Origin of the sequence: Pseudomonas sp. B40(2017) (assembly GCF_002112855.1) — a bacterium.
GTDB classification, from domain to species: Bacteria; Pseudomonadota; Gammaproteobacteria; order Pseudomonadales; family Pseudomonadaceae; genus Aquipseudomonas; species Aquipseudomonas pharyngis.
This window is the reverse complement of sequence record NZ_NEIT01000012.1, coordinates 91,564-111,291: the sequence shown is the minus strand read 5'-3', so window position 1 is coordinate 111,291 and position 19,728 is coordinate 91,564. Positions and strand designations below refer to the sequence as shown.

Annotated in this window: 19 protein-coding genes and 2 tRNA genes; 8 read left to right on the top strand and 13 right to left on the bottom strand. The window is 60.1% G+C overall.

Annotated elements, in window-relative coordinates; all coding sequences use genetic code 11:
• Positions 1–22: 22 nt before the first annotated feature.
• A complete protein-coding gene (locus CAF76_RS27775; protein ID WP_085649229.1) occupies positions 23–1,120 on the top strand; it encodes a M14 family metallopeptidase in 1,098 nt (365 codons plus the stop codon).
• A gap of 85 nt (positions 1,121–1,205) precedes the next feature.
• Here CAF76_RS27775 and CAF76_RS27770 read toward each other — a convergent pair whose 3' ends face one another.
• The 4 genes from CAF76_RS27770 to CAF76_RS27755 all read right to left on the bottom strand — a co-directional run bounded on the left by CAF76_RS27770 (position 1,206) and on the right by CAF76_RS27755 (position 5,188).
• Positions 1,206–1,457 (bottom strand): bacteriocin immunity protein, encoded by a 252-nt coding sequence (locus CAF76_RS27770; RefSeq protein WP_064599398.1) that lies wholly within the window; start codon positions 1,455–1,457, stop codon positions 1,206–1,208.
• A gap of 6 nt (positions 1,458–1,463) precedes the next feature.
• Positions 1,464–2,714 carry an S-type pyocin domain-containing protein gene (locus CAF76_RS27765; RefSeq protein WP_085649228.1) on the bottom strand — a complete coding sequence of 417 codons (1,251 nt, stop codon included), beginning with the start codon at positions 2,712–2,714 and terminating at the stop codon, positions 1,464–1,466.
• 224 nt (positions 2,715–2,938) lie between these two features.
• A tRNA-Met gene (locus CAF76_RS27760) sits at positions 2,939–3,015 on the bottom strand.
• A gap of 115 nt (positions 3,016–3,130) precedes the next feature.
• Positions 3,131–5,188: a methyl-accepting chemotaxis protein gene (locus tag CAF76_RS27755; RefSeq protein ID WP_085649227.1), complete on the bottom strand. Its 2,058-nt coding sequence runs from the start codon at positions 5,186–5,188 to the stop codon at positions 3,131–3,133.
• A 333-nt stretch (positions 5,189–5,521) separates the two neighbouring features.
• Here CAF76_RS27755 and CAF76_RS27750 point away from each other — a divergent pair, with 333 nt between their 5' ends.
• Positions 5,522–6,739, top strand: coding sequence for an MFS transporter (locus tag CAF76_RS27750; protein WP_085649226.1), 1,218 nt, complete (start codon positions 5,522–5,524; stop codon positions 6,737–6,739).
• Between the two features lie 63 nt (positions 6,740–6,802).
• On the opposite strand, the gene ychF is transcribed toward CAF76_RS27750, so the two are convergent.
• The 8 genes from ychF to CAF76_RS27710 all read right to left on the bottom strand — a co-directional run bounded on the left by ychF (position 6,803) and on the right by CAF76_RS27710 (position 13,727).
• Complete coding sequence (gene ychF, locus CAF76_RS27745) at positions 6,803–7,903, bottom strand: redox-regulated ATPase YchF (RefSeq protein WP_007951727.1); 1,101 nt, start codon at positions 7,901–7,903, stop codon at positions 6,803–6,805.
• A gap of 22 nt (positions 7,904–7,925) precedes the next feature.
• A complete protein-coding gene (pth, locus tag CAF76_RS27740) occupies positions 7,926–8,510 on the bottom strand; it encodes an aminoacyl-tRNA hydrolase (RefSeq protein ID WP_007951726.1) in 585 nt (194 codons plus the stop codon).
• 171 nt (positions 8,511–8,681) lie between these two features.
• Entirely contained in the window at positions 8,682–9,284 is a 603-nt protein-coding gene (locus tag CAF76_RS27735; protein WP_011335926.1) for a 50S ribosomal protein L25/general stress protein Ctc, read from the bottom strand.
• A gap of 141 nt (positions 9,285–9,425) precedes the next feature.
• Complete coding sequence (locus tag CAF76_RS27730) at positions 9,426–10,367, bottom strand: ribose-phosphate pyrophosphokinase (RefSeq protein ID WP_003171603.1); 942 nt, start codon at positions 10,365–10,367, stop codon at positions 9,426–9,428.
• Positions 10,368–10,414: 47 nt separating this feature from the next.
• Positions 10,415–10,489, bottom strand: a tRNA-Gln gene (locus tag CAF76_RS27725).
• A 37-nt stretch (positions 10,490–10,526) separates the two neighbouring features.
• Positions 10,527–11,378, bottom strand: a complete 852-nt coding sequence (gene ispE, locus CAF76_RS27720; protein ID WP_085649225.1) for a 4-(cytidine 5'-diphospho)-2-C-methyl-D-erythritol kinase — start codon at positions 11,376–11,378, stop codon at positions 10,527–10,529.
• 3 nt (positions 11,379–11,381) lie between these two features.
• A complete protein-coding gene (gene lolB / locus CAF76_RS27715) occupies positions 11,382–11,999 on the bottom strand; it encodes a lipoprotein insertase outer membrane protein LolB (protein ID WP_085649224.1) in 618 nt (205 codons plus the stop codon).
• Positions 12,000–12,002: 3 nt separating this feature from the next.
• Positions 12,003–13,727 carry a tetratricopeptide repeat protein gene (locus CAF76_RS27710; RefSeq protein WP_085649223.1) on the bottom strand — a complete coding sequence of 575 codons (1,725 nt, stop codon included), beginning with the start codon at positions 13,725–13,727 and terminating at the stop codon, positions 12,003–12,005.
• A 182-nt stretch (positions 13,728–13,909) separates the two neighbouring features.
• Here CAF76_RS27710 and hemA point away from each other — a divergent pair, with 182 nt between their 5' ends.
• The 6 genes from hemA to CAF76_RS27680 all read left to right on the top strand — a co-directional run bounded on the left by hemA (position 13,910) and on the right by CAF76_RS27680 (position 19,270).
• Positions 13,910–15,196, top strand: coding sequence for a glutamyl-tRNA reductase (hemA, locus tag CAF76_RS27705; protein ID WP_039766341.1), 1,287 nt, complete (start codon positions 13,910–13,912; stop codon positions 15,194–15,196).
• The gene (gene prfA, locus CAF76_RS27700) at positions 15,193–16,275 is read left to right on the top strand and encodes a peptide chain release factor 1 (protein ID WP_085649222.1); all 1,083 of its coding nucleotides are present in this window, start codon (positions 15,193–15,195) and stop codon (positions 16,273–16,275) included. Before hemA ends, prfA begins: the two co-directional genes overlap by 4 nt.
• Entirely contained in the window at positions 16,276–17,106 is an 831-nt protein-coding gene (gene prmC, locus CAF76_RS27695; protein ID WP_085649221.1) for a peptide chain release factor N(5)-glutamine methyltransferase, read from the top strand.
• Positions 17,100–17,855, top strand: coding sequence for a molybdopterin-synthase adenylyltransferase MoeB (locus CAF76_RS27690; protein ID WP_085649220.1), 756 nt, complete (start codon positions 17,100–17,102; stop codon positions 17,853–17,855). Before prmC ends, CAF76_RS27690 begins: the two co-directional genes overlap by 7 nt.
• Positions 17,848–18,639, top strand: a complete 792-nt coding sequence (gene murI / locus CAF76_RS27685) for a glutamate racemase (protein WP_085649219.1) — start codon at positions 17,848–17,850, stop codon at positions 18,637–18,639. Before CAF76_RS27690 ends, murI begins: the two co-directional genes overlap by 8 nt.
• Before the next feature lie 112 nt (positions 18,640–18,751).
• Positions 18,752–19,270, top strand: coding sequence for an acyloxyacyl hydrolase (locus tag CAF76_RS27680; RefSeq protein WP_039766327.1), 519 nt, complete (start codon positions 18,752–18,754; stop codon positions 19,268–19,270).
• Between the two features lie 132 nt (positions 19,271–19,402).
• Here CAF76_RS27680 and CAF76_RS27675 read toward each other — a convergent pair whose 3' ends face one another.
• Positions 19,403–19,708 carry a YkgJ family cysteine cluster protein gene (locus CAF76_RS27675; protein ID WP_007951707.1) on the bottom strand — a complete coding sequence of 102 codons (306 nt, stop codon included), beginning with the start codon at positions 19,706–19,708 and terminating at the stop codon, positions 19,403–19,405.
• Positions 19,709–19,728: the final 20 nt, after the last annotated feature.

Sequence of the window (19,728 nt, the reverse complement as noted above, 5' to 3'; positions counted from 1 at the left end):
GAACAATCAACAAGAGGCCGCCATGCACAACGCATTTCCGACACAGCCCAGCTATCGCGAACAGCGCGAGCGCTTTCTTGCCGCCGCGAAGGTGGCGGGTGCCACGCTCTCTTTGTACGTGCATCCGCTCAATGGGCCGTTTGGCGAGTCTTTGGGTACCGATGTCGCGGTGCTGGGGGATCCAGCGGCCAAACGGCGCCTGGTGGCGCTCAGCGGCACCCACGGTGTTGAGGGTTATTACGGTTCGGAGTGCCAGATCGACTGGCTGAAGCATTTCACGCCGGAGTCGCTGCCGAAGGATGTCGCGGTGGTGATGGTTCACCTGATCAACCCGTGGGGCACGGCGTGGCTGCGGCGGGTCAATGAAGACAACATCGACCTCAACCGCAATCACCTGGATTTCAACCGACCGCTTCCGGACAACCGTGCTTACGCCGCGCTGCATGAAATCTACGCCTGCACCGACTTGAATGGTCCCGAGCGGCAAAAGGCTGATGCCTTGCTCGATGCGCAAATTACCGAGCATGGCTGGCCGGCAGTCATGTCGATTGTCGAGGGCGGGCAGCACAGTCATCCCGACGGATTGTTTTTTGGCGGGCTCGCGCCGAGCTGGTCGAATCGCACGCTGCATTCAATCATCGAGAGTCATCTGGCCGGTGCTGAAACCGTGATGTGTTTCGACCTGCACACCGGCGCCGGCGAGTACGGGCATCCGATGCTGCTGACGATTACCCAGGCGCCGTATCCGGCACTGGCCCAAGCGCAATCCATTTACGGCCCTTGGCTCTACACGCTGCACACCGGTGCCGAAACCTTGAGTGATACCGGTGTTGCGGCAACCGCTACGGGTTACACCTCGCAGGCGCTGCTTAGTGCGCTACCGAATGTGCAACTGATGCCGTTCGTGATCGAGTGCGGGACTTACCCAGGGCCGGACGTGCATCGTTACCTGCGCGACGATCACTGGCTGCATCTGCATGGTGATCCGCTGGATGCGACGGGGCGCGAGATCAAACTGAATCTGCTGGAGCAGTTCTATCCCGCCGATCCGGACTGGCGGGCGATGGTCGGTTTGCGCACGCGGCAGATCTGGGCGAAAGGGCTCGCGGCCCTGGGATAACAGGTATAAACAAACGGTTTGCCCTTCGGTAAGCCGTTTTGACTGCTTGGATATTTGCAGTGGTGGGACTATGGGGGCCTGATGTTCACTGCTTGAAGCCAGGCAGTCCGTTGGTCGCACGCCATTCTTTCACGGTCTTCGTAATGCCCACGGCAGAGTTGTCCTCTCCTGGTTCGGGATAAAAAATCAAGTCGGTGCCATCCGGGTGACCCGTAAGCTTTCTGAATTGTGCCAGCAGCTCGCCAAGCTCCGTATCCGATCCACTTTTATTGGTGGCACGTATTTTTTCGATGAAACGGATAAATTCGGTTTCAGTGTATTCAGATATTTTTTCCATGTGTGTTCACTGTTTTTTATGTTGAAAGATGTGATTTTTAGGGGTGTTGATTCGGAGGTTGTCTATGTCGTAGACAGCGCCGCCATCAGTAATCCGCTCGACGTGATGTATTTCAAATACCCCTCTTGTGCCTACAGACTCCCTGTCTCGAACCGCGGGTGCGTTGCCCGACATTAAACGATCTTGGGCATCCGAATTGAACTGATCGAAAAGTTCTGGATCATCCCGCACGGCTTGCCAGAGTGCTTTTCTGAACGCGTCGAAACTTGAAAACTCCCGCCCTCTGAGCCTGTCCGCTATTCGCGTGGGAATTGGCACACCAATCCCCGTTCCTGCTCCCGCCAGCCATATCCCGGAAACATCCTCACCAATCCCCGTCACCGTCCCGGGCGTCAATCTGGCCGGCTTCGAAAACACCACATACAACGACTTCAGCCCGGTCTCCGCCGGAAACACCAGAATACAATCCTCGGCGGTGATGTCTTCGCCGGGCAGGATTTCAATCTGGCTGTCGGTGTTCGCGGCGATCGGGTGGACGAGGATCGTACTCAGTGCTTCGCCGTGCTCCGGATGAACCAGCGGCGGCATCGATCCCAGCGGCCCGCGTTGCGGCGTCCACAAAATCGTGATGCCGTTGAGCTTTGCCTCCATGGCGGTCTTGTCGTTGTTCCACTCGACTTTTACGGTACGCACGGAGTCGTCGCCCGAGACGCCGGTGTGGATGCCGTAAACCTGCATGACCCCTTCGGCATCACGCCGGAACTGGAAGCGCACGCGAGTGGTGGCGCGGGGTAGGGTGCGCAGTTGTTCGTCGGTATAAAGGGTGCCGTCGCCCATTCTGGCCGGCAGCATCCCTAGGATGAAAACACTGGCCGGGCCTGTCGCACCACGGATTGCCCAGTTGAGACGTTGTTGCAGAATTCCACCGCCCGCCATGCGCCCCAAGGCCAGATCGGCGCCGATTGCTTTCGCTACGACCTTACTGGCTGCGGGAAAGCGTATGGCGCCCGCCACCATGATCTTGCCGAAACTGGAGGCGGGCTCAGGTGTTGTGCCGGCATCCGTTCGACACCAGTTGTCCGGTGTGCAGGACTTGGCAAATACCAGATCGTCGCGGGGCTTTGGGGTTGGCCATTCATCTGTTGGAACGTAGACGGGTTCCGGCTCTCGGGGCGGAAACCAGGCGGCCCATGAGGCACCGCCGTTCAGAAGCTTTCGGCGCCAGATATCATCGAAAAGGTTTTTGTCCGGGTCCATGACAACTCCCTGTCTGTCGTTGGATCGAGACAGGGGAGCTTGTCGGCCAATCGCGATGGCGATCAAATCGACTGGTAGGGATGCAGGTGCCTGAACGAACGAAAAATCCTCTTCGTACGCTTTTCGCACCCGGTTCCTACGGAGCCAGCCGATTCACTGAGGAAGGGCACTTTTCTCGAGGCATAAAAAAACGGCTCACCTTTCGGTAAGCCGTTTTTAGTACTTGGTGGCTACACAGGGACTTGAACCCCGGACCCCAGCATTATGAATGCTATGCTCTAACCAACTGAGCTATGTAGCCAAGTGGCGCGCATTATTCCCCTGAAATGGAAAAGCGTCAAGCGTAAATTCAAAATATTTCTTCTTATTTTCAACCGCTTATCCTCCCGCGCCGAAAATCGGCGCGGGAGGGGCTTTCAACGCAGCTGAAATCTTCCGGTGTTGGCACTCAAGGCATGGCTGCCCTGGCTCAAGGTGTCCGCCGCAAGATTCACGGCCCGCGCGCCTTCGAGCAGGCGAACCGCCGCCTGATCCACCTGCTGGATATTGCCGCTGACCTCATCGGCGGTGCTGGCCTGTTCTTCGACCGCCGTGGCGATCTGGGCGAGGGTGTCGGTGACGCTCTGCACGGCGCTGGCGATTTCCCCCAGGCGTTCGCCCAGTCCGGTGACCGCTTCCGCGTCTGATTGCGCCTGACCGCATGCCGCTTCCATCAGGCTCACGGCTTCGTTGACCGTATTGCGCAGGCTGTCGACCGTACCGGCGATCTGCGCCGTGGATGATTGCGTACGTTGCGACAGGCTGCGCACCTCGTCGGCCACCACGGCAAAGCCACGACCTTGTTCACCCGCGCGAGCGGCCTCGATAGCGGCGTTGAGTGCGAGCAGGTTGGTCTGCTCGGCGACGCCGCGAATGGTGTCGACTACCAGTTGAATCTGCTGCCCTTGCTCGCTGACCCGGCCGAGCGCTGCGGCAGTTTCGTTCAGACGCTGATTGAGCTGCTGGATGCTCGCCGTGGTGCGTTGACTGTCACGGCTGCTGTCGGCAGCGATGCGCTGGGTGTGCTGGGCGCTGCCCGAAGCCTGTTCGCAACTCTGCGCCACGCCTTGGGACGTCGCCGCCAGTTGCGTGGCCGCTGCAGCGATCTGACTGATCTGCAATTGTTGCGCTTCGACTTCGCTGAGAGCGCCGCTGGAGTGATCGTTGAGGCTGCGTACCGCGTTGCTCAGTTGCGAAGTCTCGTGATCGACACCCAGCAGGCTGGTGCGCAGTTGCACTACGGCCACGTTGAGCGCGGTGCTGATCGACGCCAGTTCATCACGGCCCACGACCGGCACTTGCAAGCTCAGATTGCCGTCGCGCAGAGCCTCGGCGAGCAGCGTGATGCCGCTGGCGCTACGACGGATCGAGGCTTGCAGGCACACGAACAAATATAGCGCCGCCAGCAACAGGCAACCGAAGACCGCCGCGACAACGATGAACTGACGAATCGCCGATCTGTGGTAGTCATCCAGCCGCTGATCCAGCGACACCAGCGATTGTTGGCGCAGCGTGGCGAGGTTGCCGAGCAGGGCATCGAGAGTGCGCTCGAACTCTTCCGGCTTGAGATTGATGCTGCCGCCGAACACGCCGTCATCCAGCACTTTCAATCCGGCGTCCAGCTGTTTGAGGCTGTCGTGATATTGCCCGGCCCAGCCTTGCAGGGCTGGCGGCAGACGCGCTTCGAGCAGGCTCGCGGTTTTTACCAGCTGCTCGCGGGCATCGCCGATGCGGCTGCGCAGATCACGCAGTTGCAAGCGGCTTTGCAGGGTGAACTGACCGGAAACTACAGACGCCTGGCCGACGGCTGCCAGTCGGCCGACCCGCTCGATCAGGTCTGGTGCGTGCTGGGTGGAAATCTGTGTCAGCAGATAGGTTTCCAGCCATGGCGCGAGGATCAGGCGATTGTCCATCGCGATTTGCTCACGCAAAGCTTGCAGGGCGCTGAGGGCGTTGGTGAAGCGGTCGTAACCATCCGGCCACCAACCGACACCGGAAAGGCTTTTCGAGTCCAGACCATTGAGCGCGGCTTGCAGGGCCTGATAGCGGGTCAGGGTTTCACCTTCCGCGCCTTCGGCTTGCAAGGCACTGCCCAGCTCCAGCGTCGCCTGGGCAACGGCAGGCTGCACGCCATCGAAGGCGGCCACGGCGGCCAGAGTCGCGGGTGTCGGCTGGCGGTTGGTTTCCGTGGCGCGCCAGCGGGCGGCGCGGTCGCGTTGGGCGGCGAGCAGGTTGTCGAGTGCATCGAGGGCGAGCAACTGCCGCACACCGGCACGTTCACCGGCGATCAGGTTAAGTTTGTCGCGATAGTCCTGGCCGATCATCAACAGGCTGCCGGCCAATGGCAGGATAAACAGCAGAAACAACAACTGGAATTTACGTGCGAACCCAAATCGCCCCAGCAACCTGATCCCCGGTGATAAAAAAGCCTGCATGCCCCATGACTCCTCTGGACACCACGCACCATCGGCGTGCATCGCGGTCGTTGCGACCGGGATTGGTGCCCTGCTAAAAGGCCTCGAAAGTTCACCCTTGCCCGCTCTGTAGGCCGGCTCTGTAGCGAAACTTCCCATTCTCGATGCCCTTTGTAAGGGCGCCGCGTTCAAGCGGATAAGCAAGGCAAGATTCAGACCATGGCGTTGCGCTATCACTTGCGGCGCGACGACTGAATAGTTCGTTAGCTGGCTAAGGGGATGGCGCTGGCGCACCGAAAAATGGCACATTGACGCACCTGCCCGCGTGCACCCATCTGCAGTCCGGAAATTCCCATGGCTATCAGCAACGTTCAGACCGCCGCTGCCTCGGCGTCCGCTCCTCCCCAGAGCAGTCCACTGGTGATGCGCATCATCGGCGCGGTGGCGCTGGCGCATTTGATCAACGACCTGATCCAGTCGGTGCTGCCGTCGATCTATCCGATGCTCAAGGCCAACTATGGCCTGAGCTTCACCCAGGTCGGCCTGATTACCCTGACCTTTCAGTTGACCGCGTCGCTGTTGCAGCCGTGGGTCGGTTATCACACCGATCGGCATCCGAAACCGTGGCTGTTGCCGGCAGGTTCCGTGTGCACGCTGATCGGCATTGTGATGATGTCGATGGTTGGCAGTTTCCCTCTTATCTTGCTGGCGGCGGCGTTGATCGGTATCGGCTCTTCGACCTTCCACCCTGAAGCTTCTCGTATCGCGCGTCTGGCGTCGGGCGGGCGCTTCGGTCTGGCGCAATCGACCTTTCAGGTCGGTGGTAACGCCGGTTCAGCCTTCGGCCCGTTGCTGGCAGCGGCGATCATCATTCCTTTCGGGCAGGGCAACGTGGCCTGGTTCGGGCTGTTCGCGGTGTTTGCGTTGTTCGTGCTCTATCGCATCAGTCGCTGGTACGCCCATCACCTGAACCTGTTCAAGCTCAAGGCCGGCCAGGCCGCCACTCATGGACTGTCGAAGGGCAGGGTGGTCTGTGCGCTGGTGGTGCTGGGGCTGCTGGTGTTCTCCAAGTATTTCTACATGGCCAGCCTGACCAGTTACTTCACCTTCTACCTGATCGAGAAGTTCGACCTGTCGGTGGCCAGTTCGCAGCTGCATCTGTTCCTGTTCCTCGGCGCGGTGGCGGCGGGTACGTTCTTTGGCGGGCCGATTGGCGACAAGATCGGGCGCAAGGCGGTGATCTGGTTCTCGATCCTCGGCGTGGCACCGTTCACGCTGCTCATGCCCCATGTCGACCTGTTCTGGACCAGCGTCCTGAGCGTGGTGATAGGCTTCATCCTGGCTTCGGCGTTCTCGGCGATTGTGGTGTACGCGCAGGAGCTGGTGCCGGGCAATGTCGGGATGATTGCCGGGGTGTTCTTCGGTCTGATGTTCGGTTTCGGCGGGATTGGCGCGGCGTTGCTCGGTCATCTGGCGGACATTCACGGCATCGAATACGTGTACTTCCTGTGCTCGTTCCTGCCGCTGTTCGGGGTGCTGGCGATCTTCCTGCCAAGAACCAAGAAGGCCTGACGGGCCGAATTTCAGGCACAAAAAAGCCGCGTATCAAACGCGGCTTTTTCATGGGTGCAGCTTTTACACGTTGAAGCGGAAGTGCATCACGTCGCCGTCCTTGACGATGTAGTCCTTGCCTTCCAGGCGCCATTTACCGGCTTCCTTGGTGCCTGCTTCGCCCTTGTACTGGATGAAGTCGTTGTAGGCGATCACTTCGGCGCGGATGAAGCCTTTCTCGAAGTCGGTGTGGATCACGCCGGCGGCTTGCGGTGCGGTGGCACCGACGCGGACGGTCCAGGCGCGGACTTCTTCGACACCGGCGGTGAAGTAGGTCTGCAGGTGCAGCATTTCGTAGCCGGCGCGGATCACGCGGTTCAGGCCAGGCTCTTCCAGGCCCAGGGCCTCGAGAAACATGTCTTTCTCTTCGCCGTCGTCCAGCTCGGCGATTTCCGCTTCGATCTTGTTGCAGACCGGAACAACCATCGCGCCTTCTTCTTCGGCGATGGCCTTGACCACGTCCAGATGCGGGTTGTTCTCGAAACCGTCTTCAGCGACGTTGGCGATGTACATGACCGGTTTGGTGGTCAGCAGGTGGAAGCCCTTGATGATGGCCTTTTCGTCGGCGCTCATGTTCTTCATCAGGCTGCGCGCAGGCTTGCCTTCGCTGAAGTGCGGGATCAACTGCTCAAGCAGGGCCTTCTGGGCCACCGCGTCCTTGTCACCGCCCTTGGCGTTGCGCGCGACTTTCTGCAGTTGCTTCTCGCAGCTGTCGAGGTCGGCGAAGATCAGTTCCAGGTCGATGATTTCGATGTCGCGTTTCGGGTCGACGCTGTTGGAGACGTGGATCACGTTCTCGTCTTCGAAGCAGCGCACGACGTGAGCGATCGCGTCGGTTTCGCGGATGTTGGCCAGGAACTTGTTGCCCAGGCCTTCACCTTTCGACGCGCCGGCAACCAGGCCCGCGATGTCGACGAATTCCATGGTGGTCGGCAGGATGCGCTTCGGATTGACGATGGCCGCCAGAGCGTCCAGACGCGGATCCGGCATCGGCACGATGCCGCTGTTCGGCTCGATGGTGCAGAAGGGGAAGTTCTCGGCCGCGATCCCGGATTTGGTCAGGGCGTTGAACAGGGTGGACTTGCCGACGTTAGGCAGGCCGACGATGCCGCAATTGAATCCCATGGTGTTTCCCCTCGGATTAGAGTCAGGCCTTCTGGCTGTGCAGGTTTTTCATCGCGCGGTTCCATTCACCGGCGAGGATATCCGGCAGCACGCCGAGGGCAAAGTCGATGCTGGCATCGAGTTTTTCCTGTTCGGCGCGTGGCGCACGACCCAGGACGAAATTTGAAACCATACTGGCGACGCCCGGGTGGCCGATGCCAAGCCGCAGGCGGTGGAACGTATTCTGATTACCCAATTGCGCAATGATGTCGCGCAACCCGTTGTGACCGCCATGGCCGCCGCCGACTTTGAGTTTGGCGACGCCCGGAGGCAGATCGAGTTCGTCATGTGCCACCAGGATTTCTTCGGGCTTGATGCGGAAGAAACCGGCGAGTGCCGCCACGGCCTGGCCGCTGCGGTTCATGTAGGTGGTGGGAATCAGCAGACGAACATCCTGACCCTGATGCGAAAAACGCCCGGTCAGGCCGAAATACTTGCGATCGGCCACGAGATTCACATTCTGTGCGTGGGCGATGCGCTCAACAAAAAGGGCCCCTGCGTTATGCCGGGTCTGCTCGTATTCAGCGCCTGGATTTCCCAGGCCAACGATCAGTTTGATGGCAGTCACGATAGGGGCCCTTCCTTTGAGTGGTGGATAACATCGCCGCGATCAGGGAAGGCGGCGAAAGTGGACGAAAAATGCTCATTTACCATGGATGTAAACTCCGCGTTCCCGCCCGCTTTCTCGCTACGTTCCAGTCCGCGATGTTACCTGCTCACTCAGGCATGACAGAGTGAATTACTCTGCTGCGCCTTCTTCGGTAGCTTCTGGAGCAACACGTGGAGCGTGGACGTTGGCAACAGCCTTGTCATCGCCGTGTGCCAGAGCAACGAACTCAACGCCTTTAGGAGCCTTGATGTCCGACAGGTGAACGATGGTGCCGATTTCAGCGTTAGCCAGGTCGACTTCGATGAACTCAGGCAGATCTTTCGGCAGGCAGGAAACTTCGATCTCGGCAACAACGTGCGAGATTTCGCCGCCTTTCTTCACTGGAGCAGCTTCGTTGATGAAGTGCACAGGAACGATAGCGGTCAGTTTCTGGCCAGCTACAACGCGTACGAAGTCAGCGTGCATCACGTGGCCTTTGGCCGGGTGACGTTGCAGAGCCTTGATGATCACGTTCTGCTTGGTGCCACCAACGTTCAGTTCGATAACGTGGCTGTAGGCAGCTTCGTTTTCGAGCAGTTTGGCAACTTCTTTGGCCAGCATGCTGATGGATTCAGGGGCTTTGTCGCCACCGTAAACAACAGCTGGAACCAGGGCAGCGAGACGACGCAGGCGGCGGCTCGCACCTTTCCCCAGGTCGGAACGCAGTTCAGCATTCAAAGTAAAATCGTTCATTTTGTATCTCCAAAATAGCCATGACCGAGTGGCGTTTGCGACCAGCGCCGAACACGGTATGGGCAAAAAAGCCCCGCCCCGGCAGAAATGCCGGGGCGGGGCGCTTTTCGTCAACGAGACATTTCGAGAAGGGCAGGGCCCTTAACGGAACATCGCGCTGATCGATTCTTCATTGCTGATGCGGCGAACCGCTTCGGCAACAACCGGTGCGATATCCAGTTGACGGATACGTGCACAGGCTTGTGCTGCAGCGGACAGCGGGATGGTGTTAGTGACCACCAGCTCGTCCAGCACGGAATTTTCGATATTCTCGATGGCCCGACCCGACAGCACAGGGTGTGTGCAGTAGGCAAAGACCTTGGCTGCGCCATGCTCTTTCAGGGCCTTGGCCGCGTGGCACAGAGTGCCGGCGGTATCGACCATGTCATCGACCAGGATGCAGGTACGCCCTTCGACATCACCGATGATATGCATCACTTCAGAGTGATTGGCTTTCTCACGGCGTTTGTCGATGATCCCGAGATCCACGCCCAGGGATTTGGCAACGGCACGTGCACGCACGACGCCACCAATGTCCGGGGACACGATCATCAGGTTCTCGAAGCGCTGATCTTCGATGTCATCCACCAGAACCGGGGAGCCGTAGATGTTATCTACCGGAATATCGAAGAAGCCCTGAATCTGGTCAGCATGCAGATCAACCGTGAGAACACGGTCGATGCCGACTACGGTGAGCATGTCAGCAACGACTTTCGCGCTGATAGCCACACGTGCGGAACGCGGACGGCGATCCTGACGGGCATAACCAAAATAAGGAATAACAGCAGTGATACGAGTAGCCGAGGAGCGGCGGAAGGCATCAGCCATCACTACCAGTTCCATCAGGTTATCGTTGGTCGGAGCGCAAGTCGGCTGAATAATGAAGACGTCTTTACCGCGAACGTTTTCATTGATCTCGGCTGTAATTTCGCCGTCGGAGAATTTACCGACAGAGATGTCACCGAGAGGGATATGCAGCTGACGTACGACACGCCGAGCCAGATCGGGGTTAGCGTTCCCCGTAAAGACCATCATCTTGGACACGCGCAGTACCTGAAGGCTGAGGGTATACCTGGATGAGTATAGGAAAATGGCAGGGGCGGCTGGATTCGAACCAACGCATGGCAGGATCAAAACCTGCTGCCTTACCGCTTGGCGACGCCCCTGTATCTGTTGCTTGCAAGTGCCGGGCACTTGATTCCTTTAGAGCAGATTTTGCAGCTTGCGATGCAACATCGAAACGTTGCTTCCTTTTGCTACAAACCCTGTAAGGGTCTCTGTCAGAAGGGCCGAGACTTTATCAGCTTCAGCTTTGCTTGGGAAGCCCCCAAACACACAACTTCCAGTTCCGGTGAGTTTTGCTTCGGTAAAATTACCTAACAAATTCAATGCGTTACGTACTTCTGGATAACGCCTCGAGACCACCGGCAAGCAGTCATTTCGACTGTTTCCCTCGGGAACGGGGCGCACTTTAATGGGCGGCGTGTTACGTGTCAACAAAGGATCTGAAAAAATTTCTGCCGTACTAACAGAGACTTGCGGAACGAGCACGACGTACCACGGTTCGGCGGGCTCGACCGGGGTCAGTTTCTCGCCGACACCTTCGGCGAAAGCTGCGTGGCCACGCACGAACACCGGCACGTCCGCGCCCAGTGTCAGGCCCAGTGCTGCCAGGCGATCTTCATCCCAACCCAGTTGCCACAAGTGATTGAGGCCGAGCAGGGTGGTGGCCGCATTCGAGCTGCCGCCACCAATGCCGCCGCCCATCGGCAGGATCTTGTCGATCCAGATATCGATGCCGAGCGAGCAGCCGGATTGTTCCTGGAGTTTCTTCGCCGCGCGCACGATCAGATTGCTGTCGTGGGGCACGCCTTCGAATTCGGTGTGCAGGCGAATCACGCCGTCGTCACGCACGGCGAAGGTGATTTCGTCGCCGTAGTCGAGGAACTGAAAAAGCGTCTGCAACTCGTGATAACCGTCTTCACGGCGACCGAGAATGTGCAGCATCAGATTGAGTTTGGCCGGCGAGGGCAGGGTGAGGCGTGGAGCGGTCATGCGTTATTGCCCCAATTTGCGCGGTTGCCAGGTCTTGATGACCAGCGTCACGTCCAGGTCGGTGCCGTGCAGCTTGATCCGCTCGGGCAGCCAGTAACCGTTCTGTTCGGCGTAGCTGAGGTATTCGACCTGCCAGCCATCCTGATCCAGATTGGCCAGACGGCTGTTGCCGTCCAGGGTCAGACGGCTTTTGCTGTCCGGTGCCGGGAGGCCGCGAACCCACCAGGCCAGATGCGAGACCGGCAGATTCCAGCCCAGTTGCTCTTCGACCAGTGCTTCCGGAGTCGGCGCTTCATAACGGCCCTGATTCGCCACTTCCAGCGACACCGCGCCCGGACGGCCGGTCAGGCGCGCCGCGCCACGACCCAGCGGGCCGGACAGGCGGATGTCGTAGTAATCCTGACGTTGCAGCCAGAACAGCGTGCCGCTGCCCGAATCTTTCGGGGCGCGGATGCCGATCTTGCCGTCGATCTGCCAGCCGTCGAGGCCGGTCAGTTGCTGTTTGTGCTCGCGCCATTGGCCCGGATTGCCGTGGCCTTCGACCGATTCACGGGCGCCGAAGCCCGCGCAACCGGCGAGCAGGGCGATGAAGCTGAAAACTATGATGTGGCGCAAAAACATGAGTTAAAGAGTCTCGGATCCGGTCAGGCGCTTGATGGTGCTGCGCAGGATGGTGCTGTCAGGCTGGTCTTTGAGGAACTTGCCCCAGATTTGTTTTGCTTCGCGCTGTTTGCCCTTGGCCCACAGCACTTCGCCCAGATGCGCGGCGACTTCATGATCGGGGAAGCGCTCGAGGGCCTGACGCAGGTATTTCTCGGCGTCCTCCAGATTGCCCATGCGAAAGTTCACCCAGCCGAGGCTGTCGAGCACTGCCGGGTCTTCCGGGTTGATCTGGTGCGCCTGCTCGATCAGCGACTTGGCTTCAGCGTAGCGGGTGGTGCGGTCGGACAGCGTGTAGCCGAGAGCGTTGAGGGCCATGGCGTTGTCCGGATCGCGCTTGATGATCAGGCGCAGGTCTTTTTCCATCTGCGCCAGGTCATTGCGTTTTTCCGCCTGCATCGCGCGGGTGTAAAGCAGATTCAGATCGTCCGGGTACTGCTGCAAGGCTTGTTGCAGGACTTTCCAGGCCTTGTCGCCCTGATTATTGGCGGACAGGGTTTCGGCTTCGATCAGGTACAGCTGGATCGCGTAATCCGGCTGCTCGTCACGCTCGGCGGCCAGTTTGCTCTGGGCTTCGGCGGTCTTGCCGTTGTTCATCAGAATATCGGCCTGACGCAGTTGCGCCGGCAGATAGTCGTTGCCCGGGCCGACCTGGGCATACTCGATGAGCGCGCCTTGCGGGTCGTTGCGCTCTTCGGCGATGCGGCCCAGGTTCAGGTGCGCCGAGTCGACATGGCTTTCCCGGGCGATCAGGTCTTCCAGATAGCCCTTGGCCTCGTCCCAGGCCTTGGCTTCCAGGCAGACCAGCGCCAGGGAATAACGCAGTTCGTCGTCTTCCGGGTATTGCTGAACCAGGGTGGAGAACTCGACCTTGGCGTCGTCCATCCGGTCCTGTTCCACCAGCATCCGCGCGTAGGTCAGGCGCAGGCGCTTGTCGTCCGGATACTTCTTGATGCTCTTTTGCAGCAGCGGCAGCGCTTCGTCGCCGCGATTCAGCCCTTGCAGCAGGCGCGCGCGCAGCAGGATCGGGGCGATCTCGCCGTCTTCCGGCGGATGGTCTTCGAGCAGGGCAAGCGCACCTTTGCTGTCGCCATCCTGCTGCATCAGCAGGGCCTTGCCGAAAATCAGCTGATTGTTGTTCGGGTGACGCTGCAACAGGCGGTCGAAGCTTTTCATCAGGCCGTTGCGGGTTTCCTGATCGGTATCGGCGGCCGACAGCGCGAGGAAGTCGAAATGGGTGTCGCCCTTGCCCTGCAGGACTTTCTCCATATAGACCATCGAGTCGTCATAGCGCCCGGCGCGGGCCAGTTGCACGGCGGCGGCGCGTTGCGCTTCGAGGTCGTCCGGGGCGTTTTTCGCCCAGATCAGCGCGGTATCGAGGGCCGGCTGGTCGGCGCCCAGGTACTCGGCGATGCGGAACGCACGCTCGGAAACACCCGGATCCTGGGTATTGATGGCCTGGGTCACGTAGTTGTCCAGGGCAATATCGAAACGATTGCGCTGGCCAGCGAGCTCGGCGCTCAGCAGGCTGAACACCGTTTCCTGGCTGAACGAGCTGTAAACCTTGGGCTTTTCAGGGGCCGGCGTGGTGTCTTCGACCGGTGAGGCACCGTCCTGCGGAACGGGGGCCAAGGCCTGGCAGCCGCTGAGGAAGACAAAAGCGAGGAGCAACGCGGAAGATCTATTCATATAGGAAGAGGACGACTAACCTGCGGTCGGATCATCATGACACAAGCCTTCGGCCAAACATAACCGAGTCTCGATTGTGGCCATTATAGGGGCCGGCAATTGGGACAATAGTCAGCGGTAGTTGTTCTGAATCTGACGAAGTAGGACAATTGCCGGCTTCACGTCACCATCAGCGACCTTGAATGGCCTTCCTTGCACTCGGTATCAACCACAAGACTGCTTCAGTAGACGTCCGCGAGCGCGTGGCCTTTACCCCTGAGCAGCTGGTGGAGGCCTTGCAGCAGCTCTGCCGACTCACCGACAGCCGCGAAGCTGCGATCCTCTCCACCTGCAATCGCAGTGAACTGTATATAGAACAGGATCACGTGTCGGCGGACATCGTGTTGCGCTGGCTGGCCGAATACCATCAATTGAGCCTCGAAGAGCTGCGGGCGAGTGCTTATGTGCATGAAGACGATGCGGCCGTTCGTCACATGATGCGCGTCGCCTCCGGGCTCGACTCGCTGGTGCTGGGCGAACCGCAGATTCTCGGCCAGATGAAATCGGCCTACGCCGTGGCCCGCGAGGCCGGCACCATCGGGCCGCTGCTCGGGCGACTGTTCCAGGCGACCTTCAATGCCGCCAAGCAGGTGCGCACCGACACTGCCATCGGTGAAAACCCGGTATCCGTGGCGTTTGCCGCCGTCAGCCTGGCCAAACAGATTTTCAGCGACCTGCAACGCAGCCAGGCCCTGCTGATCGGTGCCGGCGAGACCATCACCCTGGTCGCCCGCCATCTGCATGAACTGGGGGTCAAGCGCATCGTGGTCGCCAACCGGACGCTGGAGCGCGCCAGTCTGCTCGCCGAGCAGTTCGGTGCCCACGCGGTGTTGCTGTCGGACATCCCGGCTGAACTGGTGCGCAGCGATATCGTTATCAGCTCCACCGCCAGTCAGTTGCCGATCCTCGGTAAAGGTGCGGTGGAAAGCGCGCTGAAGCTGCGCAAGCACAAGCCGATCTTCATGGTCGACATCGCTGTTCCCCGCGACATCGAGCCGGAAGTCGGCGAACTCGACGACGTTTACCTCTATAGCGTCGACGATCTGCACGAAGTGGTCGCCGAAAACCTCAAGAGCCGTCAGGGTGCAGCGCAGGCGGCCGAAGAGATGGTTTCGGTCGGCGCCGACGATTTCATGGTGCGCCTGCGCGAGCTGGCGGCGGTCGATGTGCTCAAGGCCTATCGTCAACAGAGCGAACGCCTGCGCGACGAAGAGCTGCAAAAGGCGCTGCGCCTGCTGGCCAACGGCGGCAACGCCGAAGACGTCCTCGGGCAACTGGCCCGTGGCCTGACCAACAAACTCCTGCACGCCCCGAGCGTGCAGTTGAAAAAGCTTTCTGCCGAAGGCCGCCTCGATGCGCTGGCCATGGCTCAGGAACTCTTTGCCCTCGAGGGCTCACCGGATAGCTTTTCGGATAAAAAACCGCAATGAAAGCGTCACTGCTCAATAAGCTGGACATTCTCCAGGACCGTTTCGAGGAACTGACCGCGCTGCTCGGCGACGGCGAAGTCATTTCCGACCAGACCAAATTCCGCGCCTATTCCAAGGAATACGCCGAACTTGAGCCGGTGGTGCAAGGCTATAAAAAGCTGCTCGGCGTACAATGCGATCTTGAAGGCGCGCAGGCGCTGCTCAAGGACAGCGACCCGGACATGCGTGAAATGGCCGTGGAAGAAGTCCGCGAAGCCAAGGAATTGCTGATCACGCTGGAATCCGACCTGCAACGCATGCTGCTGCCCAAGGATCCTAACGACGGGCGCAACGTGTTCCTCGAAATCCGCGCCGGCACCGGTGGCGACGAGGCGGCGATCTTCTCCGGCGACCTGTTCCGCATGTATTCGCGTTACGCCGAACGGCGTGGCTGGCGGGTGGAAATCCTTTCGGAAAACGAAGGCGAACACGGTGGCTATAAAGAAGTCATCGCCCGCATCGAAGGCGACAACGTTTACGGCAAGCTGAAATTCGAATCCGGCGCGCACCGCGTACAGCGTGTACCCGCCACCGAATCCCAGGGCCGTATCCACACCTCGGCCTGCACTGTGGCGGTGTTGCCCGAGCCGGACGAGCGCGAAGCCATCGAGATCAACCCGGCGGATTTGCGCGTCGACACTTACCGCTCCTCCGGGGCCGGTGGTCAGCACGTCAACACCACCGACTCGGCGATCCGCATCACCCACATCCCGACCGGCACCGTTGTCGAGTGCCAGGAAGAACGTTCCCAGCACAAGAACCGTGCCCGGGCGATGGCCTGGCTGGCGGCCAAGCTCAACGACCAGCAGACCGCTGCGGCGGCCAACGCCATCGCCAGCGAACGTAAATTGCTGGTGGGTTCCGGTGACCGCTCCGAGCGCATCCGCACCTACAACTTTGCCCAGGGCCGGGTCACCGACCACCGCGTTAACCTGACCCTGTATTCCCTCGACGAAATCCTCGCCGGTGGCGTCGAAGCGGTGATCGAGCCGTTGCTGGCCGAATACCAGGCCGACCAGCTCGCAGCGATAGGTGAGTAAATGACCATCATCGCCAGCCTGTTGCGCGCCGCCGAATTGCCGGATTCGCCCAGCGCGCGTCTGGACGCCGAATTGCTTCTGGCCGCCGCGCTGGGCAAGTCGCGCAGTTTTCTCCACACCTGGCCCGAGCGCATCGTGCCCAGCGAAGCCGCACTGGTCTTCGCCGAGTACCTGCAACGCCGCCGCAGCGGCGAGCCGGTGGCCTACATTCTGGGCCAGCAGGGTTTCTGGAAGCTCGATCTGGAAGTCGCACCGCACACGCTGATCCCACGCCCGGACACCGAACTGCTGGTGGAAGCCGCGCTGGAATTGTTGCCGGCGACCCCGGCCAAAGTGCTCGACCTCGGCACCGGCAGCGGGGCGATTGCCCTGGCTCTGGCCAGCGAGCGCCCGGCGTGGAAGGTCACCGCCGTGGATCGCGTGCTGGAAGCCGTGGCCCTGGCCGAGCGCAATCGTCAGCGCCTGCACCTGAATAACGCAACGGTGCTGAGCAGCCACTGGTTCAGCGCCCTCGAAGGCAAGCGTTTCGAGTTGATCATCAGCAACCCGCCGTACATCCCCGCGGCCGATCCGCATCTGGTGGAAGGCGATGTGCGCTTCGAGCCGGAAAGCGCATTGGTGGCCGGCATCGACGGGCTCGACGATCTGCGGCTGATCATCGCCCAGGCGCCGTCCCATCTCGAGGCCGGTGGCTGGCTGATGCTCGAACACGGCTATGATCAAGCCGAAGCCGTGCGCGATCTGCTGCTGACGCAAGGTTTCGACGAAGTCCACAGCCGCACTGATCTGGGCGGCCATCAACGGATCAGCCTGGGGCGCCTGCCGTGCTGAATGATCAGGAATTGTTGCGCTACAGTCGGCAGATCCTGCTGCAACACATCGACATCGATGGCCAGTTGAAGCTCAAGGACAGCCGGGTATTGATCGTCGGCCTCGGTGGTCTCGGTGCGCCGGTGGCCTTGTATCTGGCGGCGGCGGGTGTCGGTGAGTTGCACCTGGCGGATTTCGACACGGTCGACCTGACCAACCTGCAACGCCAGATCATCCACGACACCGACAGCGTCGGCATGACCAAGGTCGACTCGGCGCTCAAGCGCCTGAGCGCGATCAATCCTGAAATCAAACTGGTGCCTCATCGTCAGGCGCTGGACGAGGATTCTCTCGCTGCCGCCGTGGCGGCGGTGGATCTGGTGCTCGACTGCTCGGACAACTTCTCCACTCGCGAAGCGGTCAATGCCGCATGTGTGGTGGCGCGCAAGCCATTGGTCAGCGGCGCGGCGATTCGCCTTGAAGGACAGCTTTCGGTGTTCGACCCACGTCGCGCCGAGAGCCCGTGCTACCACTGCCTGTACGGTCACGGCAGCGAAGCCGAACTGACTTGCAGCGAAGCCGGCGTGGTCGGGCCGCTGGTCGGTCTGGTCGGCAGTCTGCAAGCGCTGGAAGCCTTGAAGTTGCTGGCGGGTTTTGGCGAACCACTGGTGGGCCGTCTGCTGTTGATCGATGCGCTGGGTTCGCGCTTCCGTGAGCTGCGGGTCAAGCGCGATCCCGGTTGCAGCGTTTGTGGTTCGCAGCATGCGTGAAGCGCCGATCGCCGTATTCGACTCCGGCGTCGGTGGCGTGTCGGTACTGGCGGAAATCCAGCACCTGCTGCCGAATGAATCACTGCTGTACCTCGGCGATTGCGGCCATATTCCCTATGGCGAGAAAACCCCGGAATTCATCCGCCAGCGTTGTAGCGTGATGGCCGGTTTTTTCCGTGAGCAGGGGGCCAAGGCGCTGGTGATCGCGTGCAATACCGCGACCGTGGCCGGCGTTGCCGATCTGCGCCGGGACTTTCCCGACTGGCCGATTGTCGGGATGGAGCCAGCGGTCAAACCGGCCGCCGCGGCCACCCGCAGCGGCGTGGTCGGCGTACTCGCCACCACCGGCACCTTGCAGAGCGCCAAGTTCGCCGCATTGCTCGACCGCTTCGCCACGGATGTGCGGGTCATCACTCAGCCGTGTCCCGGACTGGTCGAGCGCATTGAAAGCGGCGATCTGCACAGCGCCGAGTTGCGTGCATTGCTCAAGCACTACGTTGACCCGCTACTGGCCAACGGCTGCGACACGATCATTCTGGGCTGCACCCATTACCCGTTTCTCAAGCCGATGCTCAAGTCGATGATCCCCGAGAGCATCAGCCTGATCGATACCGGCGCGGCGGTAGCGCGGCAACTGCAGCGGCTGCTGGCCGAGCGTGATCTGCTCGCCGAAGGTCCGAACCGACCGGTCAGATTCTGGACCAGCGCCGATCCCGCGTCTTTACGCAAGACCCTGGTCCTGCTGGACCAAGTCGTTGGCGACGTTAAAAGATTCACTTTGTAAAAAAAATGTGAAATATCTAAAAAGTCAGCTGAACTTCTGACCAAGCGCAGATTTCTATAGCGCAGAGTGACCTAGAAAACCAAACGATCGTTCCGGAAAAGGAAGTTTCAAAGTGAAGCGACTATTCTGCTTGGCCGCGATTGCGGCTGCACTGATGGGGCAAAGTTTTACCGCACAGGCTGCTGGCGTCGAGTTTGCAGTGGGTGCTACCAGCGATTCGACGATGACTTATCGCCTGGGCATGAATTTCGACTGGGACAAGAGCTGGCTGCAAAGTGACGTCGGTCGTCTGACCGGTTACTGGAGCGGGGCTTACACTTATTGGGAAGGCGACAAGACGTCGAGCAACAACAGCCTGTCGTTCTCGCCGGTATTTGTTTACGAGTTTGCCGGTCAGTCGGTCAAACCGTATGTCGAGGCGGGGATCGGCGTGGCGCTGTTCTCCAACACCGAATACGAAGACAACAAGCTCGGCGGCTCCTTTCAGTTCGAAGACCGTATCGGTTTCGGCCTGCGCTTCAATGGCGGGCATGAAGTCGGGATCCGTGCGACGCACTATTCCAACGCCGGTCTGAGCAGCGACAACGACGGGGTGGAAAGCTACGCACTGCATTACACGATGCCGCTGTAAAACGGCTTCATGTAAAAAGAGTGGGAGCGTGCCTGCTCGCGATTGCGATTTCACATTCAATGCTTATGTTGACTGGTGATCCGTTATCGCGAGCAGGCTCGCTCCCACAGTCGTTTTAGGGAGACTGAACTGTCAGCGATACGCCGTGGCAATTCCCTGGCGTTCGTCGATGCATTCCGGAGCGCCCATTTCGAATTCGCGGCAGATCAGCGGGCGCTTCTCGTAAATCGTGCACATCATCGTGTCGCGATCCAGCGCCGCGCACCAGCCGTCATCCAGACGCAGCATCACCTCGCCACCCCAATCGTCGGTATCGATAAAACGTTCGGGGACGCCAGTGTCGGTGATCAGCATCACCTCAAGCTGACAGCAGCAGGCTGCACAGGTCGAACAGGTGACCTCAGGCTCGGCAATTTGCCGATGGGGAATGGTTTTCATGGCGCCAGTGTACGGCAGTG